The following is a 22,436-nucleotide window of genomic DNA, read 5'->3' as shown; positions in this document are numbered from 1 at the left end:
GACTCCCAGCGTACGCCGCGGTCGCCCGAAAGCCGCTGGTGGGGAAAGGGGCTCAGGCGCCGAGGGTCTCCCCGGCGCCGATGCGTACGCCACGCGCCCAGTCGGCGGCCCGCATCGGCTTCTTGCCCTGGGCCTGTACCCAGAGCAGTTCCACGGCGTACGACCCCGTTCCCACGTGCACGCTGTTCTTCCCGACGGCGACCTCGGCGGGGGCGAGATCGGTCCGCTCGGGCACCGGCATGACCTGGATGAGCTTGAGCCGCTCACCGCGGAAGGTGGTCCAGGCACCGGGGGCCGGGGTGCAGCCCCGCACCACCCGGTCGACCCTCAGCGCCGGCGCCGACCACTCCACCTTCGCGTCCTCGACGGTGATCTTCGGCGCGAGGGTGATGCCCTCCCCCGGCTGCGGTACGGCCTTGAGCGTGCCGTCCTCGATACCGTCCATGGTCGCGGCGAGCAGGCCGGCCCCGGCGAAGGCGAGCCGGGTCAGCAGGTCACCGCTGGTGTCCGTGTGCCGGATCTCCTCGGTGACGGTCCCGTAGACGGGCCCGGAGTCCAGCCCCTCCTCGATGAGGAAGGTGGACGCGCCCGTGATCTCGTCGCCCGCCATGATGGAGTGCTGTACAGGAGCCGCCCCGCGCCAGGCGGGAAGCAGCGAGAAGTGCAGGTTGACCCACCCGTGGACGGGCACGTCGAGTGCGACGCGGGGCAGCAGCGCGCCGTAGGCCACCACCGGACAGCAGTCCGGCCCGATCTCCCTCAGCCGCTCCAGAAACTCCGGCTCGCGCGGCTTGAGCGGCCTCAGCACCTCGATCCCGGCCTCCGTCGCCCGCTCGGCCACAGGCGAAGCGACCAGCCTGCGCCCCCGCCCGGCCGGCGCATCGGGCCGCGTGACCACGGCGGCCACCTCGTGCCGTCCGGAGGAGATGAGAGCGTCCAGAGCAGGAACGGCGACTTCGGGGGTACCGGCGAAGACAAGCTTCATGGGCGACTGAGACCCTCTCGAACGGCATCAACACGGGCAACAAGCAAGTCTATGCCGCAACAATCGACCACCGCCCCCAGCCCACAGCCCCGAAGCCCACGGCCACACACCGCGAACCGCGAAGCGCCGGCACCACACCACGAACGGCCGACGGCCGACGAGGCCCCCGCCCACCGACGGCGAGCACCCCCGCAGGTCGCCCAACCCCTCCGCCGTCTCGAACGAGTGGCGCGCCGGTGGGAGGGCGCCCCGGTGGTGCATCCCGCCGCACGGCGTACGCATATGCCCATACGCCCCCACACCGTGACCAGCGGAGCGCCCACGCGTTGGTCAAGAGAGAGTTGACCACAACGGGCCGCGTACGCGGCCCATTCCTTTCAACGCCGGTTCGAGAGGCTTGTTCATGGCCGACCACGCAACCCACGACGCCCAGGCCCGGGCCAGCCTGCACTTGCTGGTGCGGGACATCGAGCGGGTCCGCCGCCAGGTGGACGCACTACGCACGCTCACCGCCCAGCTGGGCAACGTCTACCGTCCGCGCCGATCCGGCCCGTCCACGGGCTTCGTCGTCTACGGACGTGCCCCCGCCCCGACGGTCCGGCTCGCCCAGGAACTCCGGGACAGTGTCGAAACCCTGGTCACGGCCGCCGTGGACTTCGACCGTTCGCTCGGCTTCTCGTGGGACGCGGTGGGCTCCGCCCTCGGAGTCACCAAGCAGGCGGTGCACCGCCGTTACGGCGCCCGCCGCGCCGCGGCCCAGACGGCGACCGCGGCCGATCCCGACCGGTCCACGGAAACGTCGGGCTCCCGCACGATCAACGTGGGCGGCGGTCTGCCCACGGTGCCCACGGTCCCGGCCGCCCGCTCCATGCCGACCCAGCCGACCGCGGGCAGCCCCGCCCTCCGCGACGAGGCGAGGCCGACCGCCTTCCCCGGCCCGCGCAACGGCTGACACATGCAACGGCTGCCGTCGGCAAGGGTCGACGGCCCGCCCGCTCCTGCCCTCCCGGCAAGCATCCGGGAGGGCAGCCGTCTGCCGGTTCACCCGATGTCCGGCGGATCGATCCGCACCCGAACCGCCTCCCCGCCCCCGGTCCCGCGCGCCATCCGGGCGGCCTGAGCCGACTTCAGCGCGGCGGCGAGCGCCGCCCCGCTCCCCGGCGGTACCCGTACCAGCGCCCGCTCCCACTGCTCCCCGGGCGGCGGAGCACCCGCCCGCCGAGGCGCCCCGGCCCGCACCACGGGTACCGGGACCGGCCCCAACACCTCTGCGTCCGGCGGCAGTTCGGCCGTACCGAGGAACCCGGCGAGCGCCTCCGCGGTCCCCGACACCGCCGCCATCCGCGACACCGGCGGAAACCCCAGCTCGGCCCGCTCGGCGAGCTCCCGCACCGCGTGCCCGACGGGATCCCACCGCACCAGCGCCTGCACGGGCCGCAGCGTCGGCTCCGCGACGACGACCACGGTCCCCCCGTCCGCCTGCGGCCGCACCAGCGCCCCGGCCGCGATCCACCGGCGCAGCGCGTCCTCACCGGCCCGCAGGTCGGGCCGCCCGAGCATCGCCCAGCCGTCCAGCAGCAGGGCCGCCGCATAGCCGCCCTCTGCGACCGGCTCGGCGCCCGGTGTGCTCACGACCAGCGCGGGCGTCCCCGGCACGGTGTCCAGCACCTGCTCGCGTCCCGAGGTCCGTACCGGTACGGCGGGAAAGGCCCGCCCCAGCTCCTCGGCGGTCCGCCGGGCCCCGACCACCTGGGCGCGCAGCCGGAAGCCGCCGCACTCGGGGCAGTGCCAGTCGTTCTCCGCCCGCCCGCACCACTCGCACTGCAGCGCCCCGGCGTCCCGTGCCTCCAGCGGACCGGCACAGTGCCGGCAGCGGGCCGGCGCCCGGCACTGGGCGCAGGCCATCCGCGGCACATACCCCCGCCGGGGCACCTGCACCAGCACCGGCCCGTGCCGCAGCCCGTCCCGGACGGCCTGCCAGGCGAGCGTCGGCAACCGGGCGGCCCGCGCGGCCTCGTCCCGCGCGAGGTCCCCGTCCCCGACCGTCCGTACCAGCGGCGCGGCCTGCCGCACCTGCTCCCTGCCCGCCACCAGGGGCCGTGCCCAGCCGTTCTCCACGAGCTGCGCGGCCTCCACCGTGCAGCTCCAACCCCCGAGCAGGAACGCGCACTTGTCCAGTGCCGCCCGCAACAGCAGCACATCCCGCGCATGCGGCTGCGGCGCGTGCTGCTCGCTGTGGCTGTCGTCCCCGTCGTCCCAGATCGCGACGAGCCCGAGCGACCGCACGGGCGCGAACATGGCCGCCCGCGTCCCCACGACGGCCCGCACCGACCCGCGGCTGACGGCGAGCCACTGCGCGTACCGCTTCTCGGGCCCGGCATCGGCCGTGAGCAGCGCGTGCCGCCCCTCGCCCAGCACAGCGGTCAGCGCGGCATCCACCCGCGCGGCGGCCCGCCCGTCCGGTACGACGACCAGCGCGCCACGTCCCGAGGCGAGCGTGGCGGCGACGGCCCGGGCGATCTCCTCGCTCCAGCCGGGCCCCGGCAGGGCGTTCCAGACGGCGCGCGGCGCGCCGCCGGAGGCCAGCGACTCGACGAAGGCGGCCCCGTGCTCGTACCGCGACCAGCTTCCGGCGCCCGGCACGGGCGGGGGCGGCAGCGGCTCGGGCGAAGCACGCTTCTCGGCCCGCGCGCTGCGCGGCGGCACGGCGAGCTGGAGCACGTCCGCGAGGCTCCCCGCGTACCGGTCGGCGACCGCGCGGGCGAGCCGCAGCAGTTCCTCGCTCAGTACCGGCTCGGGCGACACCACCTGGGCCAGCGCGGCCAGCGGCCCCGCGTAGTCGGACTCGGCGAGCCGCTCGACCAGGAACCCGTCGATGAGCCCTCCGCCCTCGCGGCGCCCGTCCCGCACCCGGTGCCGCCCGGCCCCGAACCGGACCCGCACTCGAACCCCCGGCTGCGCGTCGGCGTCCAGTTCGGCGGGGACGGCGTAGTCGAAGTAGCGGTCGAGATGGAGCACGCCCTTGTCCACGAGCACCCGCGCGACCGGCAACCGCCCGGCCAGCGCGGCCCCCCGCCAGGTCCGTGGCTTGGCCCGGGGCGTCCTGGCGCCCCGCACGCTCTCCCGAATGAGCGCGAGCTGCTCCGGCGGCGCCCCTCCGGCGCCCTCGCCTCCCTGCTCGTTCTCGCTGCTCACCCTTGCATTCTTACCAAACGCCACTGACAGCCGACGCCGCCCGAGTCCGCTCCGGCCGTGCGGCACCGTGCGGCGATCCTCCGCCCTGGGCCGTCACTCGGCCGGGGCGGCACTGGTCTCCCGAGGTCAGTCCGGCAACGGTCGAAACACACCAGCTTCACAGCGCGCCATGGGCGCACTCCACGGAAGTAACCGCGGCCATCGCACCGGGAGAGCCCCACCGTACTGATCACCACCGTACTGATCACCCGTCCCGGCGACCAGCCGTTTTCCGCGGCCCCGGGAACGCGACGAGGCCCCGGTCTCCCCGGACACGCCGAGGCCCGGCTCCCCCAAGGGAAGCCGGGCCTCGCGGCGGATGCTGCGGGGGTTACAGGCCCACGGCCGCGCGCAGGGCGTCCACGCGGTCCGTGCGCTCCCAGGTGAAGTCGGGGAGCTCACGGCCGAAGTGGCCGTACGCGGCGGTCTGGGCGTAGATCGGGCGGAGCAGGTCCAGGTCGCGGATGATGGCGGCCGGGCGCAGGTCGAAGACCTCGTCGATGGCCTTCTCGATCTTCTCGTGGTCGACCTTGGCCGTGCCGAAGGTCTCGACGAAGAGACCGACGGGCTCGGCCTTGCCGATCGCGTAGGCGACCTGGACCTCGCAGCGGGCGGCCAGGCCGGCGGCGACGACGTTCTTGGCGACCCAGCGCATGGCGTAGGCGGCCGAGCGGTCGACCTTGGACGGGTCCTTGCCGGAGAAGGCACCGCCGCCGTGGCGGGCCATGCCGCCGTAGGTGTCGATGATGATCTTGCGGCCGGTCAGGCCGGCGTCACCCATCGGGCCGCCGATCTCGAAGCGGCCGGTGGGGTTGACCAGCAGACGGTAGTTCTCGGTGTCGAGCTTGATGCCGTCGTCCAGCAGCGCCTTCAGCTCCGGCTCCACGACGAACTCGCGGATGTCGGGGGCGAGCAGCGACTCCAGGTCGATGTCGGAGGCGTGCTGGCTGGAGACCACGACCGTGTCGAGGCGGACGGCCTTGTCGCCGTCGTACTCGATGGTGACCTGCGTCTTGCCGTCGGGGCGCAGGTAGGGGATGGTGCCGTTCTTGCGGACCTCGGAGAGGCGCTTGGAGAGGCGGTGCGCCAGGAAGATCGGGAGCGGCATCAGCGTCGGCGTCTCGTCCGTCGCGTAGCCGAACATCAGGCCCTGGTCGCCCGCGCCCTGCTTGTCGAGCTCGTCCTCGTCGCCCTCGACCCGGGTCTCGTAGGCCGTGTCCACGCCCTGGGCGATGTCCGGGGACTGCGCGCCGATCGAGACCGAGACGCCGCAGGAGGCGCCGTCGAAGCCCTTCTTCGAGGAGTCGTAGCCGATCTCCAGGATCTTGTTGCGGACCAGCGTCGCGATGTCCGCGTACGTCTTGGTCGTGACCTCGCCGGCCACGTGCACCAGGCCGGTGGTGATCAGCGTCTCGACGGCGACCCGGGAGGTCGGGTCCTCGCGCAGCAGCGCGTCGAGAATGGTGTCGCTGATCTGGTCAGCGATCTTGTCGGGGTGACCCTCGGTCACGGACTCCGAGGTGAACAGGCGACGGGACACAACGCTCCCTGGGGTTGCAGCGGCTGCTGTCTGATCATTGGCGGACGACACGGGGGCTGCACCCGGGCGTCGTCCGAGAACAGTTTATCGGTCGCACTCGGCCGCCGGCCCACCTGTCTCGACACTCGGAAGTGCTGTGACCTGCGGCACGGGCATTCTGCCCAATGGTCGGCGGCCTTGACCAGAGGCCCCGCACCGCAATGTCGCGTCCTGGAAAGTTGACATATGGCTGAAATAAGTTAACCCAAACGGGCCGCCACCAGGTCCCAGACGATGTCGGCGAGAGCCTCCTTCGGCCCGCGCGGCACCGGTGTCTCGCTACCGTCGGCGCCGAGCACCACGGCCTCGTTCTCCTCGGAGCCGAAGGTCTTGCGCTCCCCCACCTCGTTCACCACGAGCAGGTCGCAGCCCTTGCGGGCGAGCTTGGTCCGGCCGTTGGCGAGGACGTCGTCGGTCTCGGCGGCGAAGCCGACGATCACCTGTCCGGACCGCGCCCGGTCGGCCGAGATCTCCGCGAGGATGTCCGGATTCCGCACCAGGACGATCGGTTCGGGTTCCTGGCCGTCCTTCTTCTTGATCTTCCCGGCCGCGTAGACCGCGGGGCGGAAGTCTGCGACGGCGGCGGCCATCACCACGGCGTCGGCGTCGGCGGCCGCCTTCAGCACGGCCTCCCGCAGCTGTACGGCCGTGCCGACCGGGACGACGTCCACGCCGGCCGGGTCGGGCAGTCCGGTGGTGTTCGCGGCGACCAGGGTCACCCTGGCTCCCCGGGCGGCAGCCGTGCGGGCGAGGGCGTAGCCCTGCTTGCCGGAGGAGCGGTTGCCGAGGAAGCGGACCGGGTCGAGGGGCTCCCGGGTGCCGCCGGCGGAGACGACGACGTGGCGGCCGGTCAGGTCGGGCTCCGCCGCTCCTCTCGCGAGGACGCGGCGGCAGGCCTCGAAGATCTCCGCCGGGTCGGGGAAGCGGCCCTTGCCGGTGTCGACGCCGGTGAGGCGGCCGACCGCCGGCTCGATCACGACGGCACCGCGGCGGCGCAGTGTGGCCACGTTCTCCTGGGTGGCCGGGTGCTCCCACATCTCCGTGTGCATCGCGGGGGCGAAGACCACCGGGCAGCGGGCGGTGAGGAGGGTGTTGGTGAGCAGGTCGTCGGCGAGGCCGTGGGCCGCCTTGGCGAGCATGTCGGCGGTGGCGGGGGCGACGACGACGAGGTCGGCGTGCTGGCCGATGCGGACGTGCGGGACTTCCTCGACGTGGTCCCAGACCTCGGTGGAGACCGGGTTGCCGGAGAGGGCGGACCAGGTCGCGGCGCCGACGAAGTGCAGTGCGGAGGCGGTGGGCACGACCCGGACGTCGTGACCCGACTCCGTGAACCTCCGCAGCAGCTCACAGGCCTTGTACGCGGCGATGCCGCCACTGACCCCCAGCACGACCTTCGGCTTGCCCACCGGGCCTCCACTCGTCGAATCCATGACGCCATCACACACCACAGGCCCGGCAGTCGGTTGCCGGGCCTGTGGATAAATCAACTGCAATACGAAAGTACTACTGCGCCGGACCCTCAATGGCCTCGGACGTCAGCAGACCCGCGTTGATCTCGCGCAGGGCGATGGAGAGCGGCTTCTCGTGGACGTGGGTGTCGACGAGCGGACCGACGTACTCGAGGAGGCCCTCGCCGAGCTGCGAGTAGTACGCGTTGATCTGACGGGCGCGCTTGGCCGCGTAGATCACGAGGCTGTACTTCGAGTCGGTGGCCTCGAGGAGCTCGTCGATCGGAGGGTTGATGATGCCCTCGGGCGCGGTGATGGAAGAGGACACGCTCTGCCTTCCGATGGATGGGAAAGATTCAGTCTGAATGATCAGCAACGATCACACAACGTCCATCAAGGCTAGCAGCTCGCGCGCCACGTCCTTGACGGAGGTGTTGACCAGGGTTTCGTCGAACTCCGGCTCGGCCGCGAGCTCGACCTTGGCCGCGTCCAGTCGCCGTTCGATCACCTCGGGCGCCTCGGTGCCGCGCCCGGTGAGCCTGCGCACCAGCTCCTCCCAGGACGGAGGGGCCAGGAACACCAGCCGACCCTCCGGCATGGTCTCGCGGACCTGCCGGGCGCCCTGGAGGTCGATCTCCAGGAGGACCGGCACACCGGTCTCCAGGTGCTCGAGCACCGCGGCGCGCGGGGTGCCGTAGCGGTTGCCGGCGAATTCGGCCCACTCCAGGAGTTCGCCGTTGGCGATCAGTTTGTCCATCTCCTCGTCGGAGACGAAGAAGTAGTGGACGCCGTGCTTCTCGCCGGGGCGGGGCTTGCGCGTGGTCGCCGACACCGAGAGCCAGACCTCGGGGTGTTCCTTGCGCATATGGGCGACGACCGTGCTCTTGCCGACCCCGGAGGGGCCGGAGAGCACGGTCAGCCGCGGACCATCGTCCGGGGGCTCGGGGGTCGTCCCCCGGAATGTTGCAGCCATGCAGCGATTATTCCAGCAATCGCAGGCCGTCCGGGACGGCCCTCCCGGACGGCCCCGTGATCAGGAGCCGGTGCTGCCGAACTCGCGCTCCAGGGAGGCGATCTGGTTGGACCCGAGGCCACGCACGCGGCGGCTCTCGGAGATCCCGAGTCGCTCCATGATCTGCTTGGCGCGGACCTTGCCCACGCCCGGCAGGGACTCGAGCAGGGCGGAGACCTTCATCTTGCCGATGACGTCGTTTTCCTGGCCCTGCTTGATGACCTCGTGGAGAGAGGCGCCGGAGTGCTTGAGTCGATTCTTGACCTCGGCCCGCTCCCGGCGAGCCGCGGCGGCCTTTTCGAGCGCGGCTGCGCGCTGTTCAGGGGTAAGGGGCGGAAGAGCCACGCCTACGTCACCTCGGATGTCGAACTGTCGGATACGGACCGGTGAGGAACCTAGTCGCCCCACACCAGGGGAGCTACGAGCAACACGCTTGCCCGTTCTCCCCCACTACCTAAAGGGTGTGGGGGTACCCCCACTGCTCGGAGACTAGCGGGCAAGTCCGCCGGAGTCAGCGAGAACAGCGGAAAAGTCCTGGTCAGCCTCCGTCAGGCTAGACATTTCAGACATATTGCCCAGGATTTGAGGATGTATTCACGATCAGGCAGTCGCCGAAGTCCCCGGTGAAGCACTCCTCGGACTCTCGCCGGAGCCCTCACCGACCTGCGACGACATCCCGGATCTCGCCCGCGAACCGCTCCGCGGCCGCCCGCAGGGCCCCGGCATCGGGACCGTGACGCAAAACACCTCGGCTCACGTTTGGAACCACGTTGCGCACCGCAGGCCCGAAGACGGTGGGCAGGTCGGCCGCCGTCGCCCCCTGCGCGCCGACGCCCGGCGCGAGGAGCGGACCGTTGATGTCGAGGTCGTAGGACGACAGGTCGCCGACCGTGGCGCCGACGACGGCGCCGAAGGAACCCAGCGGCTCCTCCCCCGCGTTCTCGGCGGCGAGGTGGGCCAGCACGGTCGCGCCGACCGTACGCCCGTCGGCGCGCACCGCGTGCTGCACCTCGGGCCCCTCCGGGTTGGAGGTGAGCGCCAGCACGAACAGGCCGGCGCCGCTCTCCCGGGCCAGCGCGACGGCCGGGCTGAGCGAGCCGTAGCCGAGGTACGGGGAGACGGTCAGGGCGTCCGAGAACAGCGGGGCGTCCTTGCTCAGGAAGGCCTCCGCGTACCCGGCCATGGTCGAGCCGATGTCGCCGCGCTTGGCGTCCATCACGACCAGCGTCCCGGCCGCCCGCGCCTCTTCCACCACCCGCTCCAAGACGGCGATCCCGCGCGAGCCGAACCGTTCGAAGAACGCGCTCTGCGGCTTCATCACGGCGACCCGGTCGGCCACCGCCTCCACGACGGTACGGCTGAACCGCTCCAGGCCCGCCACGTCGTCGTTCAGACCCCACTCGGCGAGCAGCGAGGCGTGCGGGTCGATGCCGACGCACAGCGGACCGCGTTCGTCCATCGCACGGCGCAGCCGTGCGCCGAAGGGCTCCAGCGGGCTCATACGGTCTTCCTCACGTCGGCGCCGACCGCGTCGGCGAGGGTGGCGTACGGGCTGGTGCGCAGGCGCGCCGCGAGGCCCTTGTGGACGGCGCGGCCCCAGAAGGGGCCCTGGTAGATGAAGGCGCTGTAGCCCTGGACCAGCGTGGCACCGGCGAGGATGCGCTGCCAGGCGTCCTCGGCGTTCTCGACACCGCCGACGCCGACCAGCGTGATCCGGTCGCCCACGCGCGCGTACAGCCGTCGCAGCACCTCCAGGGAGCGCGCCTTGAGCGGCGCCCCGGAGAGCCCGCCGGTCTCCTTCACCAGGGCGGGATCCGAGCGCAGCCCGAGCCCCTCGCGCGCGATCGTCGTGTTGGTGGCGATGATCCCGTCGAGACCCAGCTCGACGGCCAGATCGGCGACGGCGTCGACGTCCTCGTCGGCGAGGTCCGGCGCGATCTTCACCAGGAGCGGCACCCGGCGGTTCGCCACCACACGGTCGGCGGCCTCGCGCACGGCCGTCAGCAGCGGGCGGAGGTGATCGACGGCCTGGAGGTCGCGCAGGCCGGGCGTGTTCGGCGACGACACGTTCACGACCAGGTAGTCGGCGTACGCCGCGAGCCGCTCGGCGGACTTCACGTAGTCGCCGACGGCCTCGGCCTCCGGGACGACCTTGGTCTTGCCGATGTTGACGCCCACGACGGTCCTGAACACGGCGTCACGGGTCGCCAGCCGCGCGGCCACGGTCAACGAGCCGTCGTTGTTGAACCCCATCCGGTTGATCAGCGCCCGGTCGCCGACGAGCCGGAACAGCCGCTTCCGCGGGTTGCCCGGCTGCGCCTCCCCGGTCACGGTCCCGATCTCGACATGGTCGAACCCGAGCATCGACATCCCGTCGATCGCCACGGCGTTCTTGTCGAACCCGGCGGCGAGCCCGAACGGCCCGTGCATCCGCAGCCCGAAGGCCTCGGTGCGCAGCTCCTTGTAGCGGGGCGCGAGCGCGGCGGCGACGAACGTGCGCAGCACGGGGATCCGGGCGGCGAGCCGGATCCACCGGAAGGCGAGATGGTGAGCGGCCTCGGGATCCATCCGCCGGAAGACGAGCTGAAAGAAGATCCTGTACATCGGTTGTCCTCATACGGAGGGGGGACGCCGTCTCCGGAGTCCCCCCTCAGTGGAGCGCCCCGAAGGGGCGCGGGGAACTGCGCGACCGGCCACAACCGGCCCGCAGCCTCACTACGACCTTTCAGTCCCGAGCCGCGGTCAATCGCTCCGCATGCTCCTGCAGCGACCGCACCCCGACGTCCCCGTGGTTCAGGGCGTCAATGCCCTGCACAGCCGCCGCCAGCGCCTGCACGGTCGTCAGGCACGGCACCGACCGGGCCACCGCGGCCGTCCGGATCTCGTACCCGTCCAGGCGACCCCCGGTGCCGTACGGCGTGTTGACGATGAGGTCCACCTCGCCGTCGTGGATCAGCTGGACGATCGTCTTCTCGCCGTTGGGGCCGACCCCGTCCGACTGCTTGCGGACGACGGTCGCGTTGATGCCGTTGCGCTTGAGCACCTCGGCCGTGCCGGAGGTGGCCAGCAGCTCGAAGCCGTGGGCGACCAGCTCGCGCGCCGGGAAGATCATGGAGCGCTTGTCGCGGTTGGCGACGGAGATGAACGCGCGCCCCTTGGTCGGCAGCGGCCCGTACGCCCCGGCCTGCGACTTGGCGTACGCCGTGCCGAAGACGGAGTCGATGCCCATGACCTCGCCCGTGGAGCGCATCTCCGGGCCGAGGACCGTGTCCACGCCCCGACCGTGGATGTCGCGGAACCGCGACCACGGCATGACCGCCTCCTTCACGGAGATCGGCGCGTCGAACGGCAGCTCACCGCCGTCGCCGCGGGCCGGGAGCAGGCCCTCGGCGCGCAGTTCGGCGACGGTCGCGCCCAGCGAGATCCGGGCGGCGGCCTTGGCCAGCGGCACCGCGGTCGCCTTCGAGGTGAAGGGCACGGTACGGGAGGCACGCGGGTTGGCTTCGAGGACGTAGAGGATGTCCCCGGCCATGGCGAACTGGATGTTGATCAGGCCGCGGACGCCGACGCCCTTGGCGATGGCCTCGGTCGAGGCCCGCAGCCGCTTGATGTCGAAGCCGCCGAGCGTGATCGGCGGCAGGGCGCACGCCGAGTCGCCGGAGTGGATGCCGGCCTCCTCGATGTGCTCCATGACGCCGCCGAGGTAGAGCTCCTGGCCGTCGTAGAGCGCGTCGACGTCGATCTCGATCGCGTCGTCGAGGAACCGGTCGACGAGGACCGGCCGGGAGGGGCTGATCTCGGTCGACTCGGCGATGTAGGAGGCGAGGCGGGTCTCGTCGTAGACGATCTCCATGCCGCGCCCGCCGAGGACGTACGACGGGCGGACGAGCACCGGGTAGCCGATCTCGTCGGCGATGGCCTTGGCCTCGGCGAAGGTGGTGGCCGTGCCGTGCTTGGGGGCCGGCAGGCCCGCCTCGGCGAGGACCCGCCCGAAGGCGCCCCGGTCCTCGGCCGCGTGGATCGCCTCGGGGGACGTACCGACGATCGGCACGCCGTTGTCCTTGAGCGCCTGGGACAGGCCCAGCGGGGTCTGGCCGCCGAGCTGCACGACCACGCCAGCGACCGGACCGGCCTGCTGCTCGGCGTGCACTATCTCCAGCACGTCCTCCAGGGTGAGCGGCTCGAAGTAGAGCCGGTCGGAGGTGTCGTAGTCGGTGGAGACGGTCTCCGGGTTGCAGTTGACCATGACCGTCTCGTAGCCGGCGTCGCTCAGCGCGAAGGAGGCGTGCACGCACGAGTAGTCGAACTCGATGCCCTGGCCGATGCGGTTGGGCCCTGAGCCCAGGATGATGACGGCCGGCTTCTCGCGCGGCGCGACCTCGGTCTCCTCGTCGTAGGAGGAGTAGAAGTACGGCGTCTTCGCGGCGAACTCGGCGGCGCAGGTGTCGACCGTCTTGTAGACCGGGCGCACGCCCAGCGCGTGCCGGACCTCGCGGACGACGTCCTCGCGCAGGCCGCGGATCTCGGCGATCTGCTGGTCGGAGAAGCCGTGCCGCTTGGCGTCGGCGATCAGCTCGGCGCTCAGCTCCGGCGCCTCGGCCAGTTCGTCGGCGATCTCCTTGATCAGGAAGAGCTGGTCGACGAACCACGGGTCGATCTTCGTGAACTCGAAGACCTCCTCGGGCGTGGCGCCCGCGCGGATGGCCTGCATGACGGTGTTGATCCGGCCGTCGGTGGGCCGTACCGCCTCGTGCAGCAGCGCTTCCTTGTCGCCGGGCTCGCCGACGAAGGTGAACTGGCTGCCCTTCTTCTCCAGCGAGCGCAGCGCCTTCTGGAAGGCCTCGGGGAAGTTGCGGCCGATGGCCATCGCCTCGCCGACCGACTTCATGGTGGTGGTCAGCGTGGAGTCGGCGGACGGGAACTTCTCGAACGCGAATCGCGGAGCCTTGACGACCACGTAGTCGAGCGTGGGCTCGAAGGAGGCCGGGGTCTCCTGCGTGATGTCGTTGGGGATTTCGTCGAGGGTGTAGCCGACGGCCAGCTTCGCCGCGATCTTCGCGATCGGGAAGCCGGTGGCCTTGGAGGCGAGCGCCGAGGACCGCGACACGCGCGGGTTCATCTCGATGACGATGACCCGGCCGTCCTCGGGGTTCACCGCGAACTGGATGTTGCAGCCGCCGGTGTCCACGCCGACCTCGCGGATCACGGCGATGCCGATGTCGCGGAGGATCTGGTACTCGCGGTCCGTGAGGGTCATCGACGGCGCGACGGTGATCGAGTCACCCGTGTGCACGCCCATCGGGTCGAAGTTCTCGATGGAGCAGACGACCACGACGTTGTCGTGCTTGTCGCGCATCAGCTCCAGCTCGTACTCCTTCCAGCCGAGGATGGACTCCTCCAGGAGCACCTCGGTGGTCGGGGAGAGGGTGAGGCCCTGGCCGGCGATCCGGCGCAGTTCCTCCTCGTCGTGGGCGAAGCCGGAACCGGCGCCGCCCATGGTGAAGGAGGGGCGGACGACGACCGGGTAGCCGCCGAGCTCGTCGACGCCCGCGAGGACGTCGTCCATGGAGTGGCAGATGACGGACCGGGCGGACTCGCCGTACCCGATCTTGCGGCGGACCTCCGCCACGACCTCCTTGAAGAGGTCGCGGTCCTCGCCCTTGTTGATGGCCTCGACGTTGGCGCCGATCAGCTCGACGCCGTACTTGGCCAGGACACCGTTCTCGTCGAGCGAGATCGCGGTGTTGAGCGCCGTCTGACCGCCCAGGGTGGGCAGCAGCGCGTCGGGGCGCTCCTTGGCGATGATCTTCTCGACGAACTCGGGGGTGATCGGCTCGACGTAGGTCGCGTCGGCGATCTCCGGGTCGGTCATGATCGTCGCCGGGTTGGAGTTGACCAGGATGACCCTCAGGCCCTCGGCGCGCAGCACGCGGCAGGCCTGGGTGCCGGAGTAGTCGAACTCGGCGGCCTGGCCGATGACGATCGGGCCGGAGCCGATGACCAGGACAGACTGGATATCGGTGCGCTTAGGCACGCTGGCCCTCCATCAGGGAAACGAAGCGGTCGAACAGGTAGGCGGCGTCGTGCGGGCCTGCTGCCGCTTCGGGGTGGTACTGGACGGAGAAGGCCGGCTGGTCGAGCAGCTGCAGCCCCTCCACGACGTCGTCGTTGAGGCAGACGTGCGAGACCTCGGCGCGGCCGAACTTCGTGTCGCTGACCTGGTCGAGCGGTGCGTCGACGGCGAAGCCGTGGTTGTGGGCGGTGACCTCGACCTTGCCGGTCGTACGGTCCTGGACCGGCTGGTTGATGCCCCGGTGGCCGTACTTCAGCTTGTAGGTGCCGAAGCCGAGGGCGCGGCCGAGGATCTGGTTGCCGAAGCAGATGCCGAAGAGCGGGGTCTTGCGCTCCAGGACGGCGCTCATCAGGGCCACCGGGCCGTCGGCCGTGGCCGGGTCGCCGGGGCCGTTGGAGAAGAACACGCCGTCCGGGGAGACCGCGTACACGTCGTCCTCGGTGGCGGTCGCGGGCAGCACGTGCACCTCGATGCCGCGCTCGGCCATCCGCTGCGGGGTCATGCCCTTGATGCCGAGGTCGACGGCGGCGACGGTGAACCGCTTCGCACCGACCGCGGGGACGACGTAGGCCTCCTTGGTGGCGACCTCCTCGTACAGCGAGGCGCCCTTCATGTGCGGCTGGGCCTGCACGCGCGCGAGGAGCTCGGCGTCGGTGGCGATCGCCTCGCCGGAGAAGACGCCGGCGCGCATGGAGCCGCGTTCGCGCAGGTGGCGGGTGAGGGCGCGGGTGTCGATCCCGGAGATGCCGACCACACCCTGCGCGACCAGTTCCGCGTCCAGCGAACGCTCGGCGCGCCAGTTGGAGGGCACGCGCGCGGGGTCGCGCACGACGTAGCCGGAGACCCAGATGCGGCTGGACTCGTCGTCCTCGTCGTTCCACCCCGTGTTGCCGATCTGGGGGGCGGTGGCGACCACGATCTGGCGGTCGTACGACGGGTCGGTCAGGGTCTCCTGGTAGCCGGTCATACCGGTGGAGAACACGGCCTCGCCGAAGGTCTCCCCCACGGCCCCGTAGGCGCGGCCGCGGAAGATCCGGCCGTCCTCCAGGACGAGTACGGCGGGAGTCCTGGCGGCTCCCCTGGTGGAGGTCGTCATCGTTCGGCGCCTTCCGTGCTGGGTGTCTTGATCATGGAGTTGATGGCGTCGACCCACTCGGTGTGCTCGGCCGCGTGGTCGGAGCGGAAACCGGAGTCGATCAGCTTGTCGCCGTGCGCCCAGGTCACCACGAGGAGTCCGCCCTCGGTGAGGACCTTGCCCGCGATGCCCTTGCCGAGCAGGGCCTCGCGGAGCGCGTCGGCGGGGACGAAGAAGTCGGTCGCGCCCGGGCGTACGACGTCCAGGCCCGCGTCGGTCAGGGTGAGCTCGACGCGGCTGCGGGCGCCGAGGCCGCGGGCCACGATGCGGTCCAGCCACTGCCCGGCGGTGGTGGAGCCGTGGTAGCGGCCGCTCATCGTCAGTCTCACGGCACCGGGGTCGTCCGGCGCGCTGGGCAGCTCGGGCAGGTCGCCCTGGAGGGTGCCGCGCCACTTCCAGCCCTCGCGCATCAGCCAGTAGACGAGCGCGACGAACAGGGCGAGGCCGACCAGCCAGCCGATGCGGGCGGACCAGTCGGTGACCGCGGCCGACTTCTTCTCGTCGGCCAGCAGGATCAGAGGTGTCACGTCAGCTTCCCGTCCACGAGCGTCGCCTTGCCCCGCAGCCACGTGTGGGTGACACGGCCCGGCAGCTCGCGTCCCTCGTACGGGGTGTTGCGGCTGCGCGAGGCGAAGCCCGCGGGGTCCACCAGGCCACGGTATTCGGTGTCGACGAGGGTGAGGTTGGCGGGCTCACCTGCCGAGACGGGACGGCCGTGACCGGCGGCCTGTCCGATCCGCGCGGGTTTGACGGACATCCGGTCGGCGACGCCGGCCCAGGTCAGCAGGCCCGTGTCCACCATGGTCTCCTGTACCACCGACAACGCGGTCTCCAGGCCGACCATCCCCATGGCGGCCGCGGCCCACTCGCAGTCCTTGTCCTCGTGCGGGTGCGGGGCGTGGTCGGTGGCGACGATGTCGATCGTGCCGTCGGCGAGGGCCTCGCGCAGGGCCATGACGTCGCGCTCGGTGCGCAGCGGCGGGTTGACCTTGTAGACCGGGTTGTACGACCGCACCAGCTCGTCGGTGAGGAGCAGGTGGTGCGGGGTGACCTCGGCGGTGACGTCGATGCCCCGGGACTTGGCCCAGCGCACGATCTCCACGGAGCCGGCGGTCGAGAGGTGGCAGATATGCACCCGCGACCCCACGTGCTCGGCGAGCAGCACGTCGCGCGCGATGACCGACTCCTCGGCGACGGCCGGCCAGCCGCCCAGTCCCAGCTCTGCGGAGACGACGCCCTCGTTCATCTGGGCGCCCTCGGTCAGCCGGGGCTCCTGGGCGTGCTGGGCGACGACTCCGCCGAAGGCCTTCACGTACTCCAGGGCGCGGCGCATGATCACGGCGTCGTCGACGCACTTGCCGTCGTCGGAGAAGACGGTGACCCCGGCGGCCGACTCGTGCATGGCGCCCAGCTCGGCGAGCTTCCTGCCCTCCAGGCCGACGGTGACGGCGCCGATCGGCTGGACGTCGCAGTAGCCGTGCTCCCGGCCGAGCCGGTAGACCTGCTCGACGACGCCGGCGGTGTCGGCGACCGGGAAGGTGTTGGCCATGGCGAACACGGCCGTGTAGCCGCCGCTCGCCGCGGCGCGGGTGCCGGTCAGGACCGTCTCGGAGTCCTCGCGGCCCGGTTCGCGCAGGTGGGTGTGCAGGTCCACGAGGCCGGGCAGCAGCACCTTGCCGGCCGCCTCGACGACCTGGTCGGCCTCGGCCTCCGGGACCACGCCCACCTCGGCGATCGTCTCGCCGTCGATCAGGACGTCCTGCGGTTCACCGCCGAGCAGCTTCGCACCACGGATCAGGATCTTGCTCATGGGTCTTACTTCTCCTCGGTGGTGCGGGCGTGGCTGACGGCGGGTTCGTTGCCGCCGAGCAGGAGGTACAGAACCGCCATCCGGATGGAGACTCCGTTTGCGACCTGCTCGACTACGGTGCAGCGCTCGGAGTCGGCGACCTCGGCGGTGATCTCCATGCCGCGGACCATCGGGCCGGGGTGCATCACGATGGCGTGCTCGGGCATCTTCGCCATGCGCTCGCCGTCGAGGCCGTAGCGCCGCGAGTACTCGCGCTCGGTCGGGAAGAACGCCGCGTTCATGCGCTCGCGCTGCACGCGCAGCATCATCACGGCGTCGGACTTGGGCAGTACGGCGTCGAGGTCGTAGGACACCTCGCACGGCCACCGCTCGACCCCGACCGGTACCAGGGTGGGCGGGGCGACCAGGGTGACCTCGGCGCCGAGGGTGTGCAGCAGGTCGACGTTGGAGCGGGCGACCCGGCTGTGCAGGACGTCGCCGACGATGGTGATGTGCCTGCCGGCCAGGTCCTGCCCCGTCCCGGCGTCCCGGCCGACCAGGCGGCGGCGCATGGTGAAGGCGTCCAGGAGGGCCTGGGTGGGGTGCTGGTGGGTGCCGTCGCCGGCGTTGATGACGGCGGCGTCGATCCAGCCGGAGTTGGCGAGCCGGTAGGGCGCTCCGGAGGCGCCGTGCCGGATGACGACGGCGTCGACGCCCATCGCCTCCAGGGTCTGGGCGGTGTCCTTCAGGGACTCGCCCTTGGAGACGCTGGACCCCTTGGCGGTGAAGTTGATGACGTCGGCGGAGAGGCGCTTCTCGGCGGCCTCGAAGGAGATCCGGGTCCGGGTCGAGTCCTCGAAGAAGAGGTTGACGACGGTGCGGCCGCGCAGGGTCGGCAGCTTCTTGATCGGCCGGTCGGCGACCCGGGCCATCTCCTCGGCGGTGTCGAGGATCAGGACGGCGTCGTCGCGGGTGAGGTCGGCGGCCGAGATGAGATGACGCTGCATCTGTCAGGCTCCGTAAGGAAGTTCACATATCGGGAGATTGCGGGCAGGCGTGGGCGCACCGGGGCGGTGCGGGTCCCGCGGCCTGCTACGGGGTCGGCTTCGCGCCGAGCAGCACGGTGTCGCGACCGTCCTCCTCGGCAAGCAGGACCTTGACCGTCTCCCGCAGCGACGTGGGGAGGTTCTTGCCGACGTAGTCGGCGCGGATGGGCAGTTCACGGTGGCCGCGGTCGACGAGGACCGCCAGCTGGACCGCGCGGGGGCGCCCGATGTCGTTCAGGGCGTCGAGGGCGGCCCGGATGGTCCGGCCGGAGAAGAGCACGTCGTCGACGAGGATCACGAGTCTGCCGTCGATGCCGTCACCGGGGATCTCGGTGCGGGCCAGCGCACGCGGCGGGTGCATGCGCAGGTCGTCGCGGTACATGGTGATGTCGAGCGAACCGACGGGCATCTTGCGGTCGGTGATCTGCTCCAGCTTGGCGGCGAGCCGCTGGGCGAGGAAGACGCCGCGGGTCGGGATGCCGAGGAGCACCACGTCGTCGGCGCCCTTGGCGCGCTCCACGATCTCGTGGGCGATGCGGGTCAGCACCCGTGCGATGTCCGGGCCTTCGAGAACGGGCCGCGCGTCGGAGGCCCGCACCGCGGTGTCGGGCTTTTCCTGCCGGTCCGGCTTTTCCTGATTTTCCTGCTTGTCCATACGAAACGGACCCCCTTCTCCGCCTCACGGGACGGACTTTAAAGGACGTCGGATTTGCGCCATCCACCGTAGCAGGTGACCGGGAGGCCTCCGATCACCCCCCTGGCGTAATCGGTCATCGCTACCACGGAAGAGTCGGTGCGGACCATTCGGCTTGACGCAACAGAGTAACGCTGCGTAACCTCACAGTGAGTTACCAGCCGCGCGGCGGGAACCAAGGCCGGCCGCGTCGACACAGTGTCCGGGGAGCTATATGTCCAGCGAATACGCCAAACAGCTCGGGGCCAAGCTCCGGGCCATCCGCACCCAGCAGGGCCTTTCCCTCCACGGTGTCGAGGAGAAGTCCCAGGGTCGCTGGAAGGCCGTGGTGGTCGGTTCGTACGAGCGCGGCGACCGTGCCGTGACCGTACAGCGCCTTGCAGAGTTGGCGGATTTCTACGGGGTCCCGGTGCAGGAGCTGCTGCCCGGTACGACGCCCGGCGGTGCCGCCGAGCCCCCGCCGAAGCTGGTCCTCGACCTGGAGCGGCTGGCCAACGTGCCGGCCGAGAAGGCGGGACCGCTGCAGCGCTACGCGGCGACGATCCAGTCCCAGCGCGGTGACTACAACGGCAAGGTGCTGTCGATCCGCCAGGACGACCTGCGCACACTGGCCGTCATCTACGACCAGTCCCCCTCGGTCCTCACCGAGCAGCTGATCAGCTGGGGCGTCCTGGACGCCGACGCCCGCCGTGCTGTGGCCGCCCACGAAGAGGCCTGACCCCCACAACGCCTCAGCAGAAACGTGCCGCCGGGGTGGCTGGAACTCGACGGTTCCGGCCACCCCGGCGGTTTCCTGTCATCGCCCTTCCCTTGGTGAGCGATGGTTGCCCACCCGGGCAAGGGGCGCGGGCCGTGTCGACATGCGGCTCCGCCACGTGGGCGCGACAGGCCCCACACGGCCCGCAGCCGCCCTGCCACCGCACCACCCACCCCATGGGGCACACGAACGCCGGAGGGCCTGCAGCAAGGCACGCTGCAGGCCCTCCGGCGTTTCGTCGGCTCACGCCTCGCGGCGCAGCGACGGCTTCAGCTCCTTCAGACGCCCCAGAAGCCCGTTCACGAACGAGGGCGACTCGTCCGTGGAGAACTCCTTCGCGAGCTGCACCATCTCGTCGAGGACGACGGCGTCCGGCGTCTCGTCGACCCAGATCAACTCGTACGCGCCCAGGCGCAGGATGTTGCGGTCGACGACCGGCATCCGGTCCAGCGTCCAGCCGACCGCGTACTGGGCGATCAGCTCGTCGATACGCGTGGTGTGCTCGGCGTAGCCCTCCACCAGCTGCATCGTGTACTCGCTCACCGGCGGCTGCCGGGTGTCGTCCCGGGAGAGCCGGATCCAGTCCGCGAGGACGGTCAGGACGTCGGCCCCGCGCTGGTCGCCCTCGAAGAGGATCTGGAAGGCACGCTTGCGGGCCGTGTTCCGGGCAGCCACGGTTAGCTGTTCACCCGGCCGAGGTAGTCGCTCGTGCGGGTGTCGACCTTGATCTTCTCACCGGTCGTGATGAAGAGCGGGACCTGGATCTGGTGGCCGGTCTCCAGGGTGGCCGGCTTGGTGCCGCCGGTGGAGCGGTCGCCCTGGACGCCCGGCTCGGTCTCGGCGATGACCAGCTCGACGGCCGCCGGCAGCTCGACGAAGAGCACCTCGCCCTCGTGCTGCGCGACGGTGGCGGTGAAGCCCTCGATCAGGAAGTTCGCGGCGTCGCCGACGGCCTTCCGGTCGATGTGCAGCTGGTCGTACGTCTCCATGTCCATGAAGACGAAGTACTCGCCGTCCATGTACGAGAACTGCATGTCGCGCTTGTCGACAGTGGCCGTCTCGACCTTGACGCCGGCGTTGAAGGTCTTGTCGACCACCTTGCCGGACAGCACGTTCTTGAGCTTGGTGCGCACGAAGGCGGGGCCCTTGCCGGGCTTGACGTGCTGGAACTCGACGACGGACCAGAGCTGGCCGCCTTCGAGCTTGAGCACCAGGCCGTTCTTGAGGTCGTTCGTGGAAGCCACGGTTGCGGAATCTCCTGGACTGACGTGGACGACCCCGGGGCGCGCACCTTGCCTAGAGTGCGAGCAGCTCCTTGGTCGTGATGGTGAGTAGCTCGGGTCCGCCGTCCGCCTCGGGGCGTACGACGAGCGTGTCATCGATCCGGACGCCGCCCCGGCCCGGGAGGTGGACCCCCGGTTCGACGGTGACCGGCACGCAAGCGTCCAGTTTACCCATGGCTGAAGGGGCGAGCTGCGGGTCCTCGTCGATTTCGAGTCCGACGCCGTGTCCGGTGAGGGGCTGGAGGCCCTCGGCGTAGCCCGCGGAGTCCAGTACCTGGCGGGCTGCGCGGTCGACGTCGCGGTGGGCGGCGCCGGGCACGAGGCTCTCCCGGCCGGCCCGCTGGGCGGCGAAGACCAGGTCGTAGAGGTCGATCTGCCAGTCGGCCGGCGAGGTGCCGATGACGAAGGTACGGCCGATCTCGCAGCGGTAGCCGCGGTAGGTGGCGCCGAGGCAGACGGAGAGGAAGTCGCCCTCCTCGACGCGCCGGTCGGTGGGGCGGTGGCCACGGCGGCCGGAGTTCGGGCCGGTCGCCACGGAGGTGGGGAAGGCCGGGCCGTCGGCACCGTGGTCGACCAGGCGGCGCTCCAGTTCCAGGGCGAGGTGCCGTTCGGTACGGCCGACGAGGATCGACTCCAGCAGCTCGCCGAGGGCCTGGTCGGCGATCTCGGCGCCGATGCGGAGGCAGGAGATCTCCTCCTCGTCCTTGACGACCCTGAGCTGCTCGACGGTGCTGCCGAGGTCGGTCAGGCGGAGGCCGGGGGCGACGGAGGCGAGGGCGCGGTGCCGGGCCACGGTGAGGTGGTGCTCCTCGACGGCGAGGGTGTCGGTGTCCTGGGCGGCGGCGAGGTCGGCGGCGGCCACGGCGGGGTCGCCGCCGGGCCCTGCCAGGAGGTGCGGCCGCAGGGACTGGTCGGGGCGGGCCTCACCGGGACGGTCGTCCAGCGGGCCAGGGCAGACGAGGAGGTCCTCGCGTCTGCCGAGGAGCAGGACGGAGCCCTTGGGTGCGGCGCCGGCGAGGTATCTCACGTTGGCCGGGTGCGAGATGACGGCGGACTGGCTGCCGGCTGCGTGGCAGCGTTCCCTCAGCCTGGTTCGGCGGGCCGCGTACACGTCTGACATGAGTCGAGCGTAGGAGGGGTGGGCGGTTTGTGCCGGTTGAGGGGGGCCGAGTGGGGTGGTGCGGCGCCGTTTCCGGGTGCGGGTCCGTGGGTTTGTCGCGCAGTTCCCCGCGCCCCTGGAAAGACCGGTAGCGGTTCGGCCGCGGGCCGGTGGGAGGATTCGCGCAGTTCCCCGCGCCCCCGGGGGCCACAGGCCGTTCGCCGGCCGCGGGCCGGTGGGGGGATTCGCGCAGTTCCCCGCGCCCCTCAGGCCACAGGCCGTTCGTCGGCCACAGGCCGGTG

At 71.2% G+C, this 22,436-nt stretch carries 20 protein-coding genes; 2 read left to right on the top strand and 18 right to left on the bottom strand.

Annotation, left to right across the window (positions count from 1 at the left end; translation table 11 throughout):
* Nucleotides 1–52 precede the first annotated feature (52 nt).
* A complete protein-coding gene (gene fmt / locus ACIQVL_RS24760) occupies nucleotides 53–985 on the bottom strand; it encodes a methionyl-tRNA formyltransferase (RefSeq protein WP_403429667.1) in 933 nt (310 codons plus the stop codon).
* Nucleotides 986–1,388: 403 nt separating this feature from the next.
* Between fmt and ACIQVL_RS24755 the strand changes: the two genes are divergently transcribed.
* Nucleotides 1,389–1,937, top strand: a complete 549-nt coding sequence (locus ACIQVL_RS24755) for a hypothetical protein (protein WP_403429665.1) — start codon at nucleotides 1,389–1,391, stop codon at nucleotides 1,935–1,937.
* An 89-nt stretch (nucleotides 1,938–2,026) separates the two neighbouring features.
* On the opposite strand, the gene ACIQVL_RS24750 is transcribed toward ACIQVL_RS24755, so the two are convergent.
* The 14 genes from ACIQVL_RS24750 to pyrR form a co-directional block, all read right to left on the bottom strand.
* Nucleotides 2,027–4,180 carry a primosomal protein N' gene (locus ACIQVL_RS24750; protein WP_403476367.1) on the bottom strand — a complete coding sequence of 718 codons (2,154 nt, stop codon included), beginning with the start codon at nucleotides 4,178–4,180 and terminating at the stop codon, nucleotides 2,027–2,029.
* A 370-nt stretch (nucleotides 4,181–4,550) separates the two neighbouring features.
* Nucleotides 4,551–5,759, bottom strand: coding sequence for a methionine adenosyltransferase (gene metK, locus ACIQVL_RS24745; RefSeq protein WP_403429661.1), 1,209 nt, complete (start codon nucleotides 5,757–5,759; stop codon nucleotides 4,551–4,553).
* A gap of 239 nt (nucleotides 5,760–5,998) precedes the next feature.
* Nucleotides 5,999–7,204 carry a bifunctional phosphopantothenoylcysteine decarboxylase/phosphopantothenate--cysteine ligase CoaBC gene (gene coaBC, locus ACIQVL_RS24740; protein ID WP_403476366.1) on the bottom strand — a complete coding sequence of 402 codons (1,206 nt, stop codon included), beginning with the start codon at nucleotides 7,202–7,204 and terminating at the stop codon, nucleotides 5,999–6,001.
* Nucleotides 7,205–7,301: 97 nt separating this feature from the next.
* The gene (rpoZ, locus tag ACIQVL_RS24735) at nucleotides 7,302–7,574 is read right to left on the bottom strand and encodes a DNA-directed RNA polymerase subunit omega (protein WP_005319902.1); all 273 of its coding nucleotides are present in this window, start codon (nucleotides 7,572–7,574) and stop codon (nucleotides 7,302–7,304) included.
* A 51-nt stretch (nucleotides 7,575–7,625) separates the two neighbouring features.
* Complete coding sequence (gmk, locus tag ACIQVL_RS24730; RefSeq protein ID WP_403429658.1) at nucleotides 7,626–8,219, bottom strand: guanylate kinase; 594 nt, start codon at nucleotides 8,217–8,219, stop codon at nucleotides 7,626–7,628.
* 60 nt (nucleotides 8,220–8,279) lie between these two features.
* A complete protein-coding gene (locus tag ACIQVL_RS24725) occupies nucleotides 8,280–8,603 on the bottom strand; it encodes an integration host factor (protein ID WP_003977346.1) in 324 nt (107 codons plus the stop codon).
* 310 nt (nucleotides 8,604–8,913) lie between these two features.
* Entirely contained in the window at nucleotides 8,914–9,759 is an 846-nt protein-coding gene (gene pyrF / locus ACIQVL_RS24720; RefSeq protein WP_403429656.1) for an orotidine-5'-phosphate decarboxylase, read from the bottom strand.
* On the bottom strand, nucleotides 9,756–10,862 hold the full coding sequence (locus tag ACIQVL_RS24715; RefSeq protein ID WP_403429654.1) for a quinone-dependent dihydroorotate dehydrogenase: 1,107 nt from the start codon (nucleotides 10,860–10,862) through the stop codon (nucleotides 9,756–9,758). The genes pyrF and ACIQVL_RS24715 overlap by 4 nt, the downstream gene beginning before the upstream one ends.
* A gap of 121 nt (nucleotides 10,863–10,983) precedes the next feature.
* The gene (carB, locus tag ACIQVL_RS24710; RefSeq protein ID WP_403476365.1) at nucleotides 10,984–14,292 is read right to left on the bottom strand and encodes a carbamoyl-phosphate synthase large subunit; all 3,309 of its coding nucleotides are present in this window, start codon (nucleotides 14,290–14,292) and stop codon (nucleotides 10,984–10,986) included.
* The gene (carA, locus tag ACIQVL_RS24705; protein ID WP_403476364.1) at nucleotides 14,285–15,427 is read right to left on the bottom strand and encodes a glutamine-hydrolyzing carbamoyl-phosphate synthase small subunit; all 1,143 of its coding nucleotides are present in this window, start codon (nucleotides 15,425–15,427) and stop codon (nucleotides 14,285–14,287) included. Before carA ends, carB begins: the two co-directional genes overlap by 8 nt.
* On the bottom strand, nucleotides 15,424–15,993 hold the full coding sequence (locus tag ACIQVL_RS24700) for a hypothetical protein (protein ID WP_403429649.1): 570 nt from the start codon (nucleotides 15,991–15,993) through the stop codon (nucleotides 15,424–15,426). The genes carA and ACIQVL_RS24700 overlap by 4 nt, the downstream gene beginning before the upstream one ends.
* Entirely contained in the window at nucleotides 15,990–17,276 is a 1,287-nt protein-coding gene (locus ACIQVL_RS24695; RefSeq protein ID WP_403476363.1) for a dihydroorotase, read from the bottom strand. The genes ACIQVL_RS24700 and ACIQVL_RS24695 overlap by 4 nt, the downstream gene beginning before the upstream one ends.
* 5 nt (nucleotides 17,277–17,281) lie before the next feature.
* Entirely contained in the window at nucleotides 17,282–18,262 is a 981-nt protein-coding gene (locus ACIQVL_RS24690) for an aspartate carbamoyltransferase catalytic subunit (protein WP_403429645.1), read from the bottom strand.
* 85 nt (nucleotides 18,263–18,347) lie between these two features.
* Nucleotides 18,348–18,956 (bottom strand): bifunctional pyr operon transcriptional regulator/uracil phosphoribosyltransferase PyrR, encoded by a 609-nt coding sequence (gene pyrR, locus ACIQVL_RS24685; RefSeq protein WP_403476362.1) that lies wholly within the window; start codon nucleotides 18,954–18,956, stop codon nucleotides 18,348–18,350.
* A 253-nt stretch (nucleotides 18,957–19,209) separates the two neighbouring features.
* Between pyrR and bldD the strand changes: the two genes are divergently transcribed.
* Nucleotides 19,210–19,713: a transcriptional regulator BldD gene (bldD, locus tag ACIQVL_RS24680; RefSeq protein ID WP_390048002.1), complete on the top strand. Its 504-nt coding sequence runs from the start codon at nucleotides 19,210–19,212 to the stop codon at nucleotides 19,711–19,713.
* A gap of 282 nt (nucleotides 19,714–19,995) precedes the next feature.
* On the opposite strand, the gene nusB is transcribed toward bldD, so the two are convergent.
* The 3 genes from nusB to ACIQVL_RS24665 are packed head-to-tail and all read right to left on the bottom strand — an operon-like array spanning nucleotide 19,996 to nucleotide 22,155.
* Entirely contained in the window at nucleotides 19,996–20,427 is a 432-nt protein-coding gene (gene nusB, locus ACIQVL_RS24675; protein WP_093505380.1) for a transcription antitermination factor NusB, read from the bottom strand.
* Between the two features lie 2 nt (nucleotides 20,428–20,429).
* The gene (efp, locus tag ACIQVL_RS24670) at nucleotides 20,430–20,996 is read right to left on the bottom strand and encodes an elongation factor P (RefSeq protein WP_189264622.1); all 567 of its coding nucleotides are present in this window, start codon (nucleotides 20,994–20,996) and stop codon (nucleotides 20,430–20,432) included.
* A 52-nt stretch (nucleotides 20,997–21,048) separates the two neighbouring features.
* Nucleotides 21,049–22,155: an aminopeptidase P family protein gene (locus tag ACIQVL_RS24665; protein ID WP_403429641.1), complete on the bottom strand. Its 1,107-nt coding sequence runs from the start codon at nucleotides 22,153–22,155 to the stop codon at nucleotides 21,049–21,051.
* Nucleotides 22,156–22,436 lie beyond the last annotated feature (281 nt).

This window comes from Streptomyces sp. NPDC090499, assembly GCF_044769305.1.
In the GTDB taxonomy this organism is placed as follows: Bacteria; Actinomycetota; Actinomycetes; order Streptomycetales; family Streptomycetaceae; genus Streptomyces.
The sequence above is the reverse complement of the archived record's forward strand: the minus strand, read 5'-3'. Positions and strand labels throughout refer to the sequence as shown.